The 16605-nt window shown below is 70.4% G+C and carries 16 protein-coding genes and 2 pseudogenes; 10 read left to right on the forward strand and 8 right to left on the reverse strand.

Annotation, left to right across the window (positions count from 1 at the left end):
- Positions 1–51: 51 nt before the first annotated feature.
- The 3 genes from ID554_RS08525 to otsB all read left to right on the forward strand — a co-directional run bounded on the left by ID554_RS08525 (position 52) and on the right by otsB (position 1898).
- Positions 52–492 (forward strand): helix-turn-helix domain-containing protein, encoded by a 441-nt coding sequence (locus ID554_RS08525; RefSeq protein ID WP_117230406.1) that lies wholly within the window; start codon positions 52–54, stop codon positions 490–492.
- A gap of 159 nt (positions 493–651) precedes the next feature.
- On the forward strand, positions 652–1005 hold the full coding sequence (locus tag ID554_RS08530; protein WP_117230407.1) for a hypothetical protein: 354 nt from the start codon (positions 652–654) through the stop codon (positions 1003–1005).
- Positions 1006–1073: 68 nt separating this feature from the next.
- Entirely contained in the window at positions 1074–1898 is an 825-nt protein-coding gene (gene otsB, locus ID554_RS08535) for a trehalose-phosphatase (protein WP_117230408.1), read from the forward strand.
- A 20-nt stretch (positions 1899–1918) separates the two neighbouring features.
- Here otsB and ID554_RS08540 read toward each other — a convergent pair whose 3' ends face one another.
- The 3 genes from ID554_RS08540 to ID554_RS08550 all read right to left on the reverse strand — a co-directional run bounded on the left by ID554_RS08540 (position 1919) and on the right by ID554_RS08550 (position 5499).
- Complete coding sequence (locus ID554_RS08540) at positions 1919–2689, reverse strand: isoprenyl transferase (protein WP_117230409.1); 771 nt, start codon at positions 2687–2689, stop codon at positions 1919–1921.
- 67 nt (positions 2690–2756) lie between these two features.
- On the reverse strand, positions 2757–3617 hold the full coding sequence (locus tag ID554_RS08545; RefSeq protein WP_117230410.1) for a hypothetical protein: 861 nt from the start codon (positions 3615–3617) through the stop codon (positions 2757–2759).
- 31 nt (positions 3618–3648) lie between these two features.
- Complete coding sequence (locus ID554_RS08550; protein WP_117230411.1) at positions 3649–5499, reverse strand: phosphoenolpyruvate carboxykinase (GTP); 1851 nt, start codon at positions 5497–5499, stop codon at positions 3649–3651.
- A gap of 137 nt (positions 5500–5636) precedes the next feature.
- Between ID554_RS08550 and ID554_RS32990 the strand changes: the two are divergent.
- Positions 5637–6454: pseudogene (locus ID554_RS32990) on the forward strand (GtrA family protein).
- A gap of 81 nt (positions 6455–6535) precedes the next feature.
- Positions 6536–7246 carry a GtrA family protein gene (locus ID554_RS08560; protein WP_117230413.1) on the forward strand — a complete coding sequence of 237 codons (711 nt, stop codon included), beginning with the start codon at positions 6536–6538 and terminating at the stop codon, positions 7244–7246.
- 78 nt (positions 7247–7324) lie between these two features.
- Here ID554_RS08560 and ID554_RS08565 read toward each other — a convergent pair whose 3' ends face one another.
- Complete coding sequence (locus tag ID554_RS08565; protein ID WP_117230414.1) at positions 7325–7885, reverse strand: PH domain-containing protein; 561 nt, start codon at positions 7883–7885, stop codon at positions 7325–7327.
- A gap of 117 nt (positions 7886–8002) precedes the next feature.
- A complete protein-coding gene (locus tag ID554_RS08570; protein WP_117230415.1) occupies positions 8003–8878 on the reverse strand; it encodes a biotin--[acetyl-CoA-carboxylase] ligase in 876 nt (291 codons plus the stop codon).
- A gap of 74 nt (positions 8879–8952) precedes the next feature.
- Between ID554_RS08570 and ID554_RS08575 the strand changes: the two genes are divergently transcribed.
- Complete coding sequence (locus ID554_RS08575; protein WP_117230416.1) at positions 8953–10536, forward strand: acyl-CoA carboxylase subunit beta; 1584 nt, start codon at positions 8953–8955, stop codon at positions 10534–10536.
- Positions 10537–10610: 74 nt separating this feature from the next.
- On the opposite strand, the gene ID554_RS08580 is transcribed toward ID554_RS08575, so the two are convergent.
- Positions 10611–11357 (reverse strand): M50 family metallopeptidase, encoded by a 747-nt coding sequence (locus ID554_RS08580; protein WP_117230417.1) that lies wholly within the window; start codon positions 11355–11357, stop codon positions 10611–10613.
- Between the two features lie 125 nt (positions 11358–11482).
- Here ID554_RS08580 and ID554_RS08585 point away from each other — a divergent pair, with 125 nt between their 5' ends.
- Positions 11483–12034, forward strand: coding sequence for a Uma2 family endonuclease (locus ID554_RS08585; RefSeq protein WP_223884494.1), 552 nt, complete (start codon positions 11483–11485; stop codon positions 12032–12034).
- 77 nt (positions 12035–12111) lie between these two features.
- A pseudogene (locus ID554_RS08590) lies at positions 12112–12519 on the forward strand (GH25 family lysozyme); the annotation flags it as partial.
- A gap of 246 nt (positions 12520–12765) precedes the next feature.
- Here the strand turns inward: ID554_RS08590 and ID554_RS32730 are convergent.
- On the reverse strand, positions 12766–15123 hold the full coding sequence (locus ID554_RS32730) for a serine/threonine-protein kinase (protein ID WP_117230418.1): 2358 nt from the start codon (positions 15121–15123) through the stop codon (positions 12766–12768).
- Between the two features lie 91 nt (positions 15124–15214).
- Here ID554_RS32730 and ID554_RS08600 point away from each other — a divergent pair, with 91 nt between their 5' ends.
- Positions 15215–15427, forward strand: coding sequence for an acyl-CoA carboxylase subunit epsilon (locus ID554_RS08600; RefSeq protein WP_117230419.1), 213 nt, complete (start codon positions 15215–15217; stop codon positions 15425–15427).
- Between the two features lie 111 nt (positions 15428–15538).
- On the forward strand, positions 15539–16000 hold the full coding sequence (locus ID554_RS08605; RefSeq protein ID WP_117230420.1) for a hypothetical protein: 462 nt from the start codon (positions 15539–15541) through the stop codon (positions 15998–16000).
- Between the two features lie 74 nt (positions 16001–16074).
- Here ID554_RS08605 and ID554_RS32735 read toward each other — a convergent pair whose 3' ends face one another.
- The gene (locus tag ID554_RS32735; RefSeq protein ID WP_158573817.1) at positions 16075–16539 is read right to left on the reverse strand and encodes a hypothetical protein; all 465 of its coding nucleotides are present in this window, start codon (positions 16537–16539) and stop codon (positions 16075–16077) included.
- Positions 16540–16605 lie beyond the last annotated feature (66 nt).

Raw genomic sequence — 16605 nt, forward strand, 5'->3', positions numbered from 1 at the left:
AGGAGCGCGCCCGGGACTCCCCTCAGGACACATTCGCCGTACGGTCACGAGGTGACCGAGACGGCCAACGCGCGGAAGATCGCCTTCGCCACCTTCGTCCGACGAGCCCTCGATGAGGCCCGGGCCACCCGGGCGTGGAGCGGCACTGAGGTCTCCCGGCGCACCGGCGTCTCGCGCCAGACCATCAACCGCTGGGTCCGCGGTGACTGGGCCAGCGACCCGGAGGCGGAACGCGTGGTGGCGTTCTGCGAAGGTCTCGGGCTCGACCCGGCCGCGGCCTTCGCGGCGCTCGGCTGGGACCGTACGGCGTCGCGTCGGGCTGCCCCGGCTCCGCCGCCGATGGACCCCGACGTCGAGGCGCTCCTGCGTCGCCTGGTCGACCCGGAGGTCTCCGACGCGGAGAAGTTCCACATTAGAGAAACCATTCGTTATCTCGCATATCGCCCGACCCTGCCGGCCGGTGACCGAAAACGAGGCGACGCCGCCAGCTAGTTCCTCAGATGGCGAAAGAACGCCAGGTCAGCCTCATTCGTTTCGCTACGGGGCCGGAACGGGCGCGCTAGCGTCCGTATTCGTACTGCTTGGGCTCGTCGTCGGCGGGGGGACGGGACAAGGCCGAACCCAGCCCTGCGGGACAGAAGGGGGTCTGTCATGACCCTGAAATGGATGGCGGTCGTGGTCGCGACGGTCTCGTTGACGCTGTGCGTCACCGGGAACGCGGTCACCCTGGCTCTGAACGGCGGGCAGCTTCCCCTGCTCGTGAACCTCTTCGCACTCGCCACTGCGGCCACCGCGATCGTCCTGGCCGTCCTCGCCGAACTGCACGACCGGCTCGACGACCGGCTCACCGCGCTCACCGAGTTCCTGGTGGAGCGGCTCCGGGAGATCGAGGCGCACACCGGCGACCGGAACACCGGTTTCGTGGAGGGCTACCTGCTCAGCCACGGCCAGGAAGCCGCCGTGGTGCCCTTCGTACGCCGGGGACGGGGAGCCGCCGAACGCTGACCCCGACCGGCGACCGCGCCGGATCCACGCCAGGATTGACCGGCCGAACGCGGGGTACGCTGACGCGCGTGCCACCGTTGAATCTGGGCAACCAGCCGCCGAAGACCCCGTTGAACGCCGACCAGGCCTGGCAGACGACCGCCGACCGGGCAGCCGAGACCATCCTCTTCTTCGACTTCGACGGCACACTCGCGCCAGTGGCCGACGATCCCACGCAGGTACAAGCCGCGCCGAAGGTGCTGGCCGCGATCGAGACGCTCGCCCCGGTCGTCCAACGGATCGCGATCGTCTCCGCGCGACCGGTGGAGTTCCTGCGCGAGCACTTCGGCGGGCTCACCGGCGTCGACCTCTACGGGCTGTACGGCCTGGAGCACAGCCACTCGGGCGGCGAGACCGTCACCGAGCCGGCCGCCCTGCCCTGGGTGCCGACCATGGCCGAACTCGCCGACCTGGCCCGCGCCGAGCTGCCGTCGGGTGCCCTCGTCGAGTACAAGCGGCTGTCCGTGGCGCTGCACTGGCGTACCGCCCCGCAGTTGGCCGCCACCGTCGAGGAGTGGGGTCGCGCCCAGGCCGAGCGCCTCGGCCTGCGGTTGCAGGTGGGACGGATGGTGCTGGAGATCAAACCGCCGGTCGACCGGGACAAGGGCATGGTGATCGGCGAGCTGGTGCAGGGCGCCGGCGGCGCCTGGTACTTCGGCGACGACGTCTCCGACATCAAGGCCTTCGCCGCGCTGCGGGCCCGCACCGCCGACGACCCCGACTTCCTGGGCGTCTGCGTCGCGGTGGCCAACCCGGAGACCGGTGCCGAGGTCGCCGAGGCCGCCGACCTCACCATCGACTCCCCCGCCGCGTTGGGCGACTTCCTCACCCAGGCCACCCACCACCTCACGTAGGGCCTGAGGCGGTACGGCGGTCAGACGCCGTACCGCCGCTGCCGGGTGGCGTACGAGCGCAGGGCGCGGAGGAAGTCGACGCGACGGAAGTCCGGCCAGTTGAGTTCGCAGAAGTAGAACTCCGAGTGCGCCGACTGCCAGAGCATGAAGCCCGACATGCGCTGCTCGCCGCTGGTCCGGATGATCAGATCCGGGTCCGGCAGCCCTCGGGTGTAGAGATGCTCGGAGATGTCGTCGACGTCCAACGAGCCGGCCAGGTCCTCCAGCGTGCCGCCGTTCGCCGCGTGCTCCAGCAGCAGCGAGCGCACCGCGTCGGTGATCTCCCGCCGGCCGCCGTACCCGACCGCGATGTTGACCTGGGCACCGCCGCTGCGCTCCCGGGTCCGCTCCTCGGCGGCCTTGAGCGCGGCGGCGTGTTGCGCGGGCAGCACGTCCAGCGCGCCGACCATCCGTAGCCGCCACGGGTTGCCCTGCTCGGCCAGTTCGGTGGTCAGGTCCTCGATGATCTGGAGCAACGGGTCGAGCTGCTCCGCCGGTCGAGAGAGGTTGTCGGTGGAGAGCAGCCAGAGCGTCACGTGCCCGACACCGGCGGCGTCGCACCAGCGCAGCAGTTCCTTAATGCGCTCCGCGCCCTTCCGGTGCCCGTCGTTCGGGTCGACCAACCCCATCTCCCGGGCCCACCTGCGGTTGCCGTCGCACATCACACCCACGTGCCGGGGCACGGGACAGTCCGCGAGCTTGGCGGTGAGCCGCCGCTCGTAGACGGAGTAGAGAATTTTCCGCAGAGTCATCACCTTGCAGGGTAGCGAGCCCTCTCCCGGATCCGGGTGCCGGTGGCCGACACGCGGCGAACGGGCATCAGGTCGGGGGTGCCGGGGCGGGGACCCGGGCGGCCCGGCGTACGCCGTAGACGGCGAGGACGGCGGCGGCGACCAGTGGTGTGCCGTCCCGGACCAGGCCGTCGACGCCGAGCAGCCACCAGCACAGGGGCAGGTCGACGGCGAGTACGGCGACGGTGACCACGATGAGCAGGGTGCCCGCCCAGCGTTTGCCCCGCAGCAGGAAGGCGGTGCAGAACAGCACCAGGTAGCTGGTCGCGATGCCGGCACCCAGCCAGAGCAACACCGCAGGCACGGCGAGCAACCGGCCGTCGAGGATGCCGGCGGTGGCGACCAGGGCGGGCACCAGCATCAGCGGGCTGTAGGTGAACGCGGCGACCCGGCTGGTCAGCAGCCATGCGTTCGCCTCCGGCCGGCGCGGCGGCGCCTCCCGCCAGGAGATACCGGACCGGTCGATCACCAGCCGGGAACGGTGCCGCACCAGGTGGCCGGCGATCGCCGGGGACCGGTACAGCAGCCAGACCACGGTCGCGCAGAGCGCGGTGAGCAGGGCGAAGCCCAGCAGGCCGGGCAGGGGTGGCACGCCCTGCCGGGGCACGACCAACCGGCCCACCGCGAAGACAGTGGTGATCGCCAGGATCAGGCCGAGCGGGCGGGCCACCGTACGGCCCCGGCGTACGTGGCCGATCAGCAGCAGGAAGCCGAAGGCACGCAGCATCGCCCAACCGGTACGCACCGCCAGGCCGAAGCCCTGCTCCGGCGCGTACCACCAGTTGAGCACCTCGACCACGACGGTGGCCGCGGCGGTCACGGCGAGCAGTGCGGTCAGCGCCCGGACGGCGGACGGCCGCCGGATCTCGGTCTCGGCGGCCGTCCTCATGGGATCCGATGATGCCCGGATCCGGCGTCGATCACACCCCGCGCTGCGGCTGCTCCGCGTCGAGTCGGGCGCGCAGGGCGTCCAACTCGGCCCACAGGACGCCGGGCAGCTTGTCGCCGAACTTCTCGAACCACTCGGTGACCATCGGCAGTTCGTCACGCCACTCCGCCGGGTCCACCTTCAACGCGATCCGCACGTCCTCCGGCGTCATGTCCAGGCCGTCGACGTCGAGCGCGTCCGGTGCCGGGACCATGCCGATCGGGGTCTCGACGGCGTCGGCCCGACCCTCGATCCGCTCGATGACCCACTTGAGTACGCGCGAGTTCTCGCCGAAGCCGGGCCAGAGGAAGTTGCCCTCCGGGTCCTTGCGGAACCAGTTGACGTAGTAGACACGGGGCAGCTTCGACTCGTCGCCGTCGGCGCCCTTGCCCATCTCGATCCAGTGCCGGAAGTAGTCGCCGGCGTGGTAGCCGATGAACGGCAGCATCGCCATCGGGTCACGCCGCACCACGCCGACCGCGCCGGAGGCGGCGGCGGTGGTCTCCGAGGAGAGCGTGGCGCCCATGTAGACGCCGTGCACCCAGTCGCGTGCCTCGGTCACCAGCGGGACGGTGTCCCGACGCCGACCGCCGAACAGGATCGCGTCGATCGGGACGCCGTTCGGGTCGAAGTAGTCGTCGGCGAGGATCGGGCACTGGGTGATCGGGGTGCAGAACCGGCTGTTCGCGTGCGAGGAGAGGTTCTCGCTCTCCGGCGTCCAGTCGTTGCCCTTCCAGTCGATCAGGTGCGCCGGCGGCTGGCCCAGGCCCTCCCACCAGACGTCGCCGTCGTCGGTCAGGGCCACGTTGGTGAAGACCGAGTTGCCCTGCTCCAGCGTCCGCATCGCGTTGGCGTTGGTCTTCCAGTCGGTGCCGGGCGCCACGCCGAACAGCCCGTACTCCGGGTTGACCGCGTAGAGCCGGCCGTCCGGGCCGAAGCGCATCCAGGCGATGTCGTCGCCGATCGTCTCGACCTTCCAGCCCGGGATGGTCGGCTCCAGCATGGCCAGGTTGGTCTTGCCGCAGGCCGACGGGAACGCGCCGGCGATGTGGTAGACCCGACCCTCCGGCGAGGTGATCTTGAGGATCAGCATGTGCTCGGCGAGCCAGCCCTCGTCGCGCCCCATCACGCTGGCGATCCGCAGCGAGTAGCACTTCTTGCCGAGCAGTGAGTTGCCGCCGTAGCCGGAGCCGTACGACCAGATCTCCCGGCTCTCCGGGAAGTGCGAGATGTACTTGGTCTCGTTGCACGGCCAGGCGACGTCCTGCTGGCCCGGGGCGAGCGGAGCGCCGATCGAGTGCAGCGCGTGGACGAAGTCCGCGTCGTCGCCCATCGCCTCCAGGATCTTGGCGCCCATCCGGGTCATGATCCGCATGGACGCGACCACGTACGGGCTGTCGGTGATCTCGACGCCGAACATGGGCTTCTCGGCCTCGACCGGGCCCATGACGAATGGGATGACGTACATCGTCCGCCCACGCATCGAACCGCGGTACAGCTGGATCATGGTCCGCTTCATCTCAGCGGGGGCCATCCAGTTGTTGGTGGGCCCGGCATCCGCTTCGTCCGCCGAGCAGATGAAGGTGCGTTCCTCGACCCGCGCGACATCCGTCGGGTCCGTACGGGCGTAGAACGAGTTGGGCTTCTTCTCGGGGTTCAACCGGATGAGCGTGCCGGCATCGACGAGCTCGTCGGTGAGGCGACGCCATTCCTGATCGGAGCCGTCCACCCAGACGACCTGCTCAGGGGTGGTCAGTTCAGCGACCTCACGGACCCAGGCGAGGAGTTTGGGGTGGGACGTCGGGGCCTGATCGATTCCCCTGACGGTGGCCGGAGCAACCATGACACATCTCCTTGGTGGTCGACGCTGACCGGTCTATGGAGTGCACGAGTCTCGGCGCCGCGTTGCGTCGCCTTCGTGGAAACATGGGATTGGGCTCAGCGTAAACCGATGTTCAGCCCCAGTCAGTGGGACTGGTTGTGAAGAACTGCACAAGGTGCGGCCACGCTGCGGCATCACGAGCCTTTACCCGCTTTCACGCGCAGTTTCACGCAAATCCTGCGGCGGACCTCAGGTCAACGACCCAGCGCCGAAGAGTCACAGGTCACTTTTCGACCTCATGAGCGGAAGAGAAAAACAACACCGGGTCGCAGCCGTCCGGTTACGCTCCGTTCGCGCCTGTCTGCGCCACCGCCTCGGTGGGCCCCGGTGGCCATCGCTACCCGATCGCCACCCCGGCAACCGGTACGCTCGCACGGTGGCCGCCACAATGACCGGGGAGCCCGGCTCCCCGCAGACCCGTACGGGTCTGGTCCACTCCCTGGTTGACCGTTTCGGTCACCTCGTGCGGGAGTTGAGCAAGTTCGCGACCGTGGGCGGCATCGCCTTCGTCATCGACTTCGCCCTGTTCAACTACCTGATCGGCCCGCAGAGCGTCGAGCAGGTCACCGCCAAGACCATCGCCACGGTCATCGCGGCTACCTTCGCCTTCCTCGGCAACCGGTTCTGGACCTGGCGGCACCGCAAACGCTCCAACCCGGCCCGCGAGTACGCGCTGTTCTTCTTCTTCAACGCGGTGGGCCTGGGCATCGCGGTGGCATGCCTGGCCATCAGCCGATACGGCCTGGGCAGCATCTGGCCGGAGATCTTCCAGACTCGACTGGCCGACAACATCGCCAGCTTCGTCGTCGGCACCGGGCTCGGGACGCTGTTCCGTTTCTGGTCGTACCGACGGTTCGTCTTCGTCGAAGCGGGAACCCCGATCGGTGCGGAAGCGAACCCGGACCGGGACGCGTGACCTGCCGCCCACCGGTCCGTCACAGTCAGCTGGTCCCGTCAGTGCCAGCCGCACCCAGCCTACTGCCCTAAGGTGTTGCCCATGCCTCTCGTCCGTCTGCTGCCTGAGCGCTGGCAGAAGTTCATCCACGAGGCGCTCAAGTTCGGCCTGGTCGGCGGCGTCAACACGGTCATCAACTACGCCGTGTTCAACGCGCTCGCACTCACCGTATTCGTCGATGGACAGTTGAAGGCGACCGTCGTGGCCACCGTGGTGGCCACGATCACGTCTTACCTGATGAATCGACACTGGACGTACCGTGATCGTCCAAAATCGGCCATGCAGCGCGAGTACGCCCTGTTCTTCCTCTTCAACGGCGTGGGCCTGCTGATCGAGCTGGGTGTGCTGGCCGCCGCCAAGTACGGGCTGGGCGTCACCGGCCTGCTCGCCCTGAACGTCGCCAAGACCGTCGGTGTGGTGCTGGCGACCCTGTTCCGCTTCTGGTCGTACCGCACCTTCGTCTTCCAGCCCGCACCGGCGGTCGAGCCCACGCAGACCCTGGCCGGGTTGCCACGCGACGAGTGGGACACGATGGCCGAGATGGACCCGGTGGCCGAGCTCGCCGAGGCCATGACGGAGTTGGAGGAGGAGGAACCACCGGCCGCGCCGCCACCCGTTCCTCCCCTGGCGGTGCAGTCCCGGCCGACGCCGATGACCAGCGAGGCCGAGCTCGCGGCGCTGGACAGGGAACTGGAGGACGAGTTGGCCCAGCTCCAGCCTGCTCCCGCGCCACGCCGGTTCCGGCGCCGCTGACCGGACGACGAGAACGCCCGCCGGCACTCGCCGACGGGCGTTCTTCATGCCGTCCGGTCACGGACCGCCTGGGGCAGCTCAGAGGCCGCCGCTCTTGTTGTCCCGCTCGGCGAGGATCTCGCGCAGTTCGCCGTCGCCGAGCGAGTGCTTGTCGTGGAACGCCTCGACGAGTTCGTAGAGCTTCGTCTGCACCCGGTCCACCTTCGGCACGTCGGGAAGCACGGACTGTCCGCGTTCACCGGCCGACTCGATGGTGAGCGTGCCGTAGCCGAGCAGCCGCCCGACGAACTGCTGGTTCATCGAGTGGTCGTTGACCCGGCTGAGCGGGATGTCCCGCCGCTCACGGGAGAAGACGCCGTGCTGGAGCACCACCCGCTCGTTGGTGAACAGGTAGTGCGTGGTGCGCCAACCGATCCACGGCCAGACCGCCAGCACCAGCACGGCCAGCAGCGCCAGGCCACCGATCACGGCGAGCGTGATCGAGCCGCCCCCACCGGTAGGCAGGAACAGCACACCGGCCGCCACCGCGGCGATGGCGAGCACCAGCACCACCACCGGACGGACCATCGTCTTCCAGTGCGGATGCAGGTGCAGCACGACGTGCTCGTCTTCGGTGAGCACGTCCTCGGGGAACGCCACGGAAACCTCCTCGCAGGAACGGACGCGCAGACCGTAACCCCCCGGCGCCACCCCCTCACATCCGCCACGCGGCCGACCCCGACGGCGTGCGTCGCCCCGGTCCGTGCCGGCGCGGAATCAGCGCAGGTGGAGGAGGTCGGCGGCGGCCAGGGGCCGTTCCCCGGCGGCGGTGGTGACCAGAAGCCGACCGTCGAGGTCCACCCCGGTGGCGATGCCGGTGAGCTCCGTGCCGTCGGGCAGGAAGGCCCGCACCTCGCGGCCCACGGTGCCGCACACCGCCAGGTACGCGTCCCGCAGACCACAGGCGGCCGCGTCCCCACCGGCGGCACGCCAGCGGGCGTACCAGTCGGCGATCGCCCGGAGCAGGGCCCGCAGCAGCGGATCCCGGTCGGTGGCCGCCGCGCCGGCCAGTTGCAGCGAGGTGGCCGGCAGGCCGGTCGGATGCTCCGGCAGCTCGTCAGCGCGCAGCGTGACGTTCAGCCCGACACCGAGCACGATCGCGGGCGGATCGTCCGGACCGGGTCCGGGCGCCGCCTCGGCGAGGATCCCGGCGCACTTGGCGTCCCCGATCAGCAGGTCGTTCGGCCACTTGAGCGTGGCGTCCAGCTCCGCCAGCCGGGTCACCGCCTCGACCAGCGCGACACCGGCCAGCAGCGGCAGCCAGCCGTACCCGGACGGTGGCGCCGGAGACCAGGCGCGGTCCGGCACGGCCCGGCCGGGCCGCAGCAGCACGCTGGTCGCGATGCCGGCGCGCGGCGGTGACTGCCAGGCCCGCCCGCGCCGCCCCCGCCCGGCGCTCTGCTGCTCGGCGACCACGACGAGACCCTCCGGCTCCCCCGTCCGGGCGGCCTCGGCGACGTCGGCGTTCGTGGAACCGGTCTCGGCACGGAGGTCCAGACGCGCCCACGGGCCGTACGGCGTCACCAACGCCCGGCGCAGCCGGGCCGCCGACAGCGGCGGACGATCGAGGTCGGTGTACGGCGAATCCGGCATCGGGCCAGCCTACGGGCCACCGGTGAGGCGAACTGCACAGCGGCGGTGACCTGAACCATCGTTATATTCCCAGGGTGACTACCGAGACCGGGACCAACATCCACAGCACCGCGGGCAAGCTGGCGGACCTGGAGCGACGGGTCGACGAGGCGGTACACGCCGGGTCGGCCCGCGCGGTCGAAAAGCAGCACGCCCGGGGCAAGAAGACCGCCCGGGAGCGGATCGAGATGCTGCTCGACGAGGGCTCCTTCGTCGAGCTGGACGAGTTCGCCCGGCACCGGTCCACCCACTTCGGCCTGGACCGCTCCCGCCCGTACGGCGACGGCGTGATCACCGGTTACGGCACCGTCGACGGCCGGCAGATCTGTGTCTTCGCCCAGGACTTCACGGTCTTCGGCGGCTCCCTCGGCGAGGTCTTCGGGCAGAAGATCGTCAAGGTGATGGACCTGGCCATGAAGATCGGTTGCCCGGTCGTCGGCATCAACGACTCCGGTGGCGCCCGCATCCAGGAGGGTGTGGTGTCGCTCGGCCTCTACGGCGAGATCTTCTTCCGCAACGTACGGGCCAGCGGCGTGATCCCGCAGATCTCGCTCATCATGGGCCCGTGCGCCGGTGGGGCGGTCTACTCCCCGGCGGTCACCGACTTCACCGTGATGGTCGACCAGACCTCGCACATGTTCATCACCGGTCCGGACGTGATCAAGACGGTCACCGGTGAGGACGTGGGCATGGAGGACCTCGGCGGGGCCCGCACCCACAACACCCGCAGCGGCAACGCGCACTACCTCGCCTCCGACGAGTCCGACGCGGTCGACTACGTCAAGGCGTTGCTGTCCCACCTGCCCGCCAACAACCTGGACGAGCCGCCGGTCTTCGACGCCCCGGCGGAGCTGTCCGTCACCGACGCGGACCGGGAACTCGACACGCTCATCCCGGACTCGGCCAACCAGCCGTACGACATGCGCCGGGTGCTCGAACACGTCCTCGACGACGGTGAGTTCCTGGAGGTCCAGCCGCTCTACGCGCAGAACATGGTGGTCGGCTTCGGCCGGGTCGAGGGCCGTCCGGTGGGCGTGGTCGCCAACCAGCCGATGCACTTCGCCGGCACGCTGGACATCGCGGCCAGCGAGAAGGCGGCCCGGTTCGTGCGTACCTGCGACGCCTTCAACATCCCGGTGCTGACCTTCGTGGACGTACCCGGGTTCCTGCCCGGCACCGGTCAGGAGTGGGACGGCATCATCCGCCGGGGCGCGAAGCTCATCTACGCGTACGCCGAGGCCACCGTGCCGAAGGTCACCGTGATCATCCGCAAGGCGTACGGCGGGGCGTACGACGTGATGGGTTCCAAGCACCTGGGGGCGGACCTCAACTTCGCGTGGCCGACCGCGCAGATCGCGGTGATGGGCGCCCAGGGTGCGGTGAACATCCTCTACCGGCAGGAGCTGGCCGCCGCCGAGGACCCGGCCGCGGTCCGCGCCGAGAAGATCGCCGAGTACGAGGACACCCTGGCCAACCCGTACGTCGCCGCCGAGCGAGGGTACATGGACGCGGTGATCCCGCCGCACGAGACGCGGACCCAGATCGTCCGCGCCCTGCGGGTCCTGCGCACCAAGCGCGAGACGCTCCCGCCCAAGAAGCACGGCAACATCCCGCTGTAGGGGTGAGATGAAAGGAAGGGTCCCCTGCTATCGCCTGGTGTATAGCAGGGGACCCTTCCTAACATCCGCGGCGCTCACCAGGGGACGATGCCGGCGTCGGTCAGCAGCGGGCCGGCCAGCATCCGGCCGCCCACCAGCAGCACGACGACGTTGACGATGCCGAAGAGGAGCACCCAGAAGAACGGCGGCAGCGGCGTGATGCCCGCCAACTGGTCGGCGTCGGAGGCCGGCATCCCGCGCCGGGTCCGCAGCCGCTGCAACTCCACCACCGGGCGTACGCCGCCGAGCAGCAGGAACCACACGCCGGTCCAGGCGAAGGCGGCCTGCACCTGCGGGCTGGCGTACCAGGAGATCGCGAGCACCGCGCCACCGGTGACCACAAGGGTGAGCGCCCCGTACACGTTGCGGATCATGATCAGCATCGCCAGCAGCAGGACCACCGCGAGCCAGAGCAGCAGCGTGATCCGGTTCCCAGCGAGCAGCCACGCCCCGCCCAGGCCGACCAGCGGCGGGGCCAGGTAACCGGCGAGCAGGGTGAGCACCATGCCCGGTCCGGTGGGACGCCCGGCCGTCAGCGTCAGGCCCGACGTGTCCGAGTGCAACCGGATGCCGTGCAGCCTGCGTCCGGTGAGCACGGCGGCCAGCGCGTGACCGCCCTCGTGCGCGATCGTGATCGCGTTGCGGGCGATCCGCCAGGGCAACCGGGTGCTGACCACCACCAGCGCGACCAGGCCGGTCAGCAGCACCAGCAGCGGAGGCGGGTCGGGCTGTGCGCCGAGCAGACGGTCCCAGAACGCGGTCATGCCCTCGATCGACACCATGGGGCGGCAGCCTACGCCCGCAGGCCGGGTCGGCCCCAGGGCGGGCCGTCTGCTTCGGCGTCGGTGCCGGGACACCCGCCCGTATCGTGTGAGACTGACCGGGTGGTGATCGGAGGTGAACGGCGGTGAGCGCGGCTCCCCTGGAACCCCATGTCGGCCTCTGGACGGAGGCCGACTACTTCGCCATGGGCGACACCCACGACCGGATCGAGCTGCTCGACGGGAGCCTGATCGTGAGCCCTGCCCCGAGCAAGCGACACCAACTGGTGTCGCGCCGGTTGGCGAACAGCATCGACGCGGCGGTCGAGCCGACGGGCCCGACGGTCTTCGAGGCGGTCAACCTTCGTCTCGGACCGGACCGGATCGCGATCCCTGACGTCGTCGTGGCGGACACCGACGACGAGGGCACGGTGATCGAAGCGGGGGAGGTGACGCTTGTGTGCGAGATCGTCTCACCCGGTAACGCCGCTGCGGACCGGGTGCTCAAGATGCAGCTCTACGCGATCGCCCGGATCCCCTGGTACCTGCTGGTCGAGCAGGACGGCGAGACGCATTCGCTACGGTTGCACCGGCTCGACGGCGACCACTACGTCGAGGACCGGGTGGCCAAGGCTGGCGAGACGCTCACTCTCACCGAGCCCTTCCGCTGGCAGGTCGACCCGGCCACCCTGCGTTGACCCGTCCCGCATAGAAAGTTTCCTTAGCCTCTCTTGCTTTGGCGGGCATTCACCTCCAAAGATGATTGTCTATCGACGGCGCGTGGTCGGCCGACAGCCGTACCCTCCCGGCGGCGCTGGACCTGGAGGCGAACCCGTACAGCGGCGGCTACTGCTACGGCCTGAGTACCACCGCGATGCGCAACTGGGTGCAGGACTTCCTGAACACCTACCGCTCGCGTACCGGCCGCTACGCGGTCATCTACACCACCACCAGCTTCTGGAACCAGTGCACCGGCAGTTGGACCGGCCCGTGGAACAACCACCCACTCTGGGCGGCCCGCTGGTCCTCCTCGGTCGGGGCGCTGCCGGCCGGCGCCCCGTTCTGGAGCTTCTGGCAGTACACCGACTCGGGCAGCGTCGCCGGCATCAGCGGCGCGGCCGACCGCAACCACTGGAACGGTAACCGTAGCCGGCCGATCGCCCTGGCCAACAACACCGCCTGAGACACGTCACGACGGCGGGTCGACGTCCACCGAGTTGATCGGGACGTCGGCCCGCCGCCGTAGCGCGACTACCGCCGGTTCAGGCCCGCGGCCGCGCGGCGAGTGTCACGGGTACGTCGACACCCACCATCGCGATCGTCCACAGTGCCAGTCGGGGTCGGGCATCCCTTGGTCGGTGACCCATCTCGGGCCGCCCTTCCATCCTTCGAGATCAGGTACCCCGAGCGACGGAAGGTCATGCCTCGCTCAGTCCTCGCGGTCCGGCACGAACTCCCGGAACAGCGTCTCGAAGTTCGGCAACTGCGCGTTCCACTCGCTGTTCGGCACCTCCCAGCGCAGGGCGAAGCCCCGGTTGCTGGCGGTGACGAAGCCTCGGTTGCGCACCCGCAGCTCAACCCCGTTGCGGGTCTGGTACCAGTCCCAGTCGGCGCAGGTCCGCCACTTGCAGTCGATGGTGGAGATGTCAATCCGCCGGTATCCCTGCACGCCACGGACGTTCTTCCGGCCCGGTTCGATGGCCCGCCAGGCGGCAGCCGCATCCCGCTGCGGCCGGTCGGTGCGGTCGATCGTCAGCTCGCTGACACCGTCCGGATCGCGGTACTTGACCCAGGTGCCACCCGCGCTACGCCGCCAGCCGTCCGGCACCGCGACCTTGAAGCCCACCGGGTCGTTCCGCATCGTCCAGCCCTCGGGCAGGCTGCCCGCCGCGCTCTCGGACGGGGTGGGCGACGGGGAGGCGCTGGGCGGTGCGGCGGAGGTCGGTGGTGGCACGGCCGGCGCGGAGGTCGGCGGCGCGGACGACTCGGACGTCCCGGCCGTGTCCTGCGGGGTGCTCCCGTCCTCGCCGTCACCGCTGGTGAGCAGCGGGACCGCCACCACCAAGCCGACGAGCAGCAGGGCGACCAGCGCGCCGACCAGCACGGCACGACGAGTGCGCTCGGATCGCAGTTGGCCGGTCTTGAAGACCGAACCGCGAGCCGGTGCCGCCGGGCTCACCGGTGCCGACGGCATCAGCGAGGTCGAAGCGGGCGCGACCCGGGTGGCGTCCTTCGCGGGAGCCGGTGGGTCGACCCGCCGGGTCGGCTCGCCCGAGTCGGACCGGTCAGGCGTGCCGCCCGCACTGGCGTCGGCCTTGGCGGTCGCCTCCACAGCGGGACCGTCGACCTTGGTGTCGTCGGCCGAGGCAGTGGCTGACCCGCTGGTGGTGGCGGACAAAACGGTCGCGTCGGACCCGTCCGGGGTCGTCGGCGTACCGGCCGTGGTGGTGCCCTCATCGGCCTGGTCGGCCGAGTCGTCGTCGCGGCTCGTCGCGGTGTCCGTGGCGGACGCGTCGGACCCGGCAGCCGGGCCGGTGTCCGACACGGACGACGCCGCATCCGTGCTCGACGCCGACTCCGCACCGGCGGCCCCGGCAGCGGTCGACGCCGCGTCCACCTTCGTCGTCGGGTCCGCGTCCGGACCAGCGTCCACCTTCGTGGTCGGATCGGCGTCCGCGCCCGTGGGCGCCGCGACCTTCGCCGTCGGCGCGGCGTCGGAGACCGGCGGCTTCCCGGTCGCCGGATCCGGACCGGAGCCTGAGGGACCGGAGCTGGCCGCACCGGCCGCTGCGGCACCCGCCGCGAGTGGCCCGACGGCCGGTGGCGTACGGGGCACGGGCGGGGCGACCGGCGGGGTGGGCTGCTCTCCCGACGGGCGGGGCGCGGGCACCAGCGGCTGACGGGGCTCACGCGGCCCGTTCGGCCCTGGCCGGCGTACGCCGTCGAGCAGCGAGATGCCCCGACTCCGCCGACCACTGGCCCGCCGCAGCATCCGCTCGGCAGACTCGGCGGTGATCCGCTCCTCGGGGTTCTTGCGCAGCAGCCCGGCCAGCACCTGCTTGAGCGGCCCGGCGTTACGGGCCGGCGGCACCGGTTCGGTGGCGAGCGCGGCCAGCGTGCTGATCGCCGACGGTCGCGCGAACGGCGACTTGCCCTCCACGGCGGCGTAGAGCGTGGCACCCAGCGACCACAGGTCCGCCTCCGGGCCGGCGGTGCCGTCCCGGGCGCGCTCGGGCGCGATGTACGCCGGAGAGCCGAGCACCATGCCGGTGCGCGTGACGTTGGGGTCGCCGGGGATCGTGGCCAGGCCGAAGTCGGTCAGCACCACCCGACCGTCAGTGCCGAGCAGCACGTTGCCGGGCTTGACGTCGCGGTGCATGATGCCGGCCTTGTGCGCCGCCTTCAGGGCGTTGAGCACGCCCAGCCCGATCTGCACCGCCTGGGCCGCCGGCACCGGACCGTCCTCGGCGAGGGTGTCCTGCAACGAGCGTGACGCCACGTACTCCATCACGATCCACGGGTCACCGTCGGTGCGGAGCACGTCGAAGATGCGTACCACGTTGATGTTGTTGAGGCGGGCGATGGCGCGCGCCTCCCGCAGCGAGCGTTCGCGCATCTCACGGCGCTCGTCGGTGGTCAGGCCCGGTGGCGGGACCAACTCCTTGATGGCGACGTCGCGGTGCAGCACCTCGTCGCGCGCCTTCCATACCCGACCCATGCCGCCCTGACCGAGCGGCGAGATGAGCCGGTACCGGTCGGCGACGAGTTGGGGGGAAGCGTCAGACATCGCTGAGACGGTACCCGGCAGCCCTGACGCTCACACCGTCGGCACGCCACCGTATGACGGAGGTCGAGCTCACAGCGCGTACGCTGGGCCCATGTCTGTCGAGGAGCCGCTGTTCCGGGTCGTCCGCGGCGTGCCGACCGCCGAGGACCTGGCCGCGCTGGTGGGCGCGATCGTCGTACGCTCCCGCCCGGCACCCGCGCCCGCCACCGCCCCGGTCTCGGCCTGGGCCCGCAGCGGCCGACCCGTGGGTGCCGCACTCTTGCCGGGCAGCGGCGCCTGGCGCGCCTCCGGTCTGCCCCGCTGACGCGGCCCGGCGCGGACCGGCACGGCTACGGACGGCGACCGGGGCTGCCGGGGAGGCGCTCAAGGATTAGCCTCACAGAGGGGAACCGGGCCGTTACAGTTTGGAGGGTCGATGATCCCTGAGGATGATCGACAGGCGTCCTGGTCACGCGGCCACCGCGGCGTCGAGGCGGACATCCGCCAGATGCGGGAATTCGCCGACATGCTCCGCGCCGAGGTGGACGGCAACTATGCGCCACACCTGCCACGCATCGCGGACGACATGCTGGCGAAGGTGCCCAACCCGGCGGACGCCTTCATCGAGTTGGTGCAGTTCATGCAGGCACACTGGGAGACCCAACAGGCCACCACGAACGCCGTCTGGGGCCACGGCCACACCACCGGCCACCTGGCGCACGCCGCCAGACAGGTGGCCGACCGGTACGCCGACACCGACGCGTTCTCCGCAGCCCGCGTCGCCGACGTCCAGCACGCGCTCGGGCGACCGGGAGACGTACCCGCCCAGCCCACACCCTCGCCGTCGCTCACCAATCCGACCGGCCCCGACAACGACGGGCCGGTGACGCTCCCGTGAGAGACCCCGGAGTCGGCCGCAGCGGCGGCCTCACCGACTGGTACCTGATGAACGTGGCCGACATGTGGGCGTGCCTACAGGACCATGACCCCGACAACCACTGGCGGCACGTCGCCGGCTGGCGCAAGATCTCCGAGTTGGCCGACCAGCACCTCCACCGCCTCCGGACGTACCGCCAGCGCCTCGCCCCGGCATGGCCACCCGAGACCAACGAGGCCGCCCGCGCCTACCTCGCCGAGTTGGACGACCTGATCGCGCAGGTGCAACGCACCCACGACGCCGCCAGCGCCAACCAGAGCGCACTCGCCGCCGCCACCCAGGCCCTCACCAGCACCCGCACCGAACTCAAGAAAATCCACGACGAGTACGCGGACAAGCTCCAACGGAAGCGCGGATGGGAACAGACAGCCGCCGACCCCAAAGCCGTCGCCGGCAGCCGCACCAGCCAACCGCCGGTGACCGACGCCGACCTGGAACAGTTGAACGTCAAGGCACGCGGCATCATGTACGGCCTGAGCAGCGACCTCCAACAGGCCCAAGTAACCCTCCGCCAACCTCCGCCAGCAATTCGTAGGCAGCCAGCGAGGGACCAGACAACTTCTGAG

Origin of the sequence: Micromonospora craniellae (assembly GCF_014764405.1) — a bacterium.
Taxonomy (GTDB): Bacteria; Actinomycetota; Actinomycetes; order Mycobacteriales; family Micromonosporaceae; genus Micromonospora; species Micromonospora craniellae.

What these genes read in the sequence shown, in the direction of transcription:
- ID554_RS08530 (WP_117230407.1), top strand. Translation starts at nt 652, where the DNA reads ATGACCCTGAAATGGATGGCGGTCGTGGTCGCGACGGTCTCGTTGACG.
- ID554_RS08540 (WP_117230409.1), bottom strand. Translation starts at nt 2,689, where the DNA reads ATGACTCTGCGGAAAATTCTCTACTCCGTCTACGAGCGGCGGCTCACC.
- ID554_RS08545 (WP_117230410.1), bottom strand. Translation starts at nt 3,617, where the DNA reads ATGAGGACGGCCGCCGAGACCGAGATCCGGCGGCCGTCCGCCGTCCGG.
- ID554_RS08550 (WP_117230411.1), bottom strand. Translation starts at nt 5,499, where the DNA reads ATGGTTGCTCCGGCCACCGTCAGGGGAATCGATCAGGCCCCGACGTCC.
- ID554_RS08560 (WP_117230413.1), top strand. Translation starts at nt 6,536, where the DNA reads ATGCCTCTCGTCCGTCTGCTGCCTGAGCGCTGGCAGAAGTTCATCCAC.
- ID554_RS08570 (WP_117230415.1), bottom strand. Translation starts at nt 8,878, where the DNA reads ATGCCGGATTCGCCGTACACCGACCTCGATCGTCCGCCGCTGTCGGCG.
- ID554_RS08580 (WP_117230417.1), bottom strand. Translation starts at nt 11,357, where the DNA reads ATGGTGTCGATCGAGGGCATGACCGCGTTCTGGGACCGTCTGCTCGGC.
- ID554_RS32730 (WP_117230418.1), bottom strand. Translation starts at nt 15,123, where the DNA reads ATGTCTGACGCTTCCCCCCAACTCGTCGCCGACCGGTACCGGCTCATC.
- ID554_RS08600 (WP_117230419.1), top strand. Translation starts at nt 15,215, where the DNA reads ATGTCTGTCGAGGAGCCGCTGTTCCGGGTCGTCCGCGGCGTGCCGACC.
- ID554_RS08605 (WP_117230420.1), top strand. Translation starts at nt 15,539, where the DNA reads ATGATCCCTGAGGATGATCGACAGGCGTCCTGGTCACGCGGCCACCGC.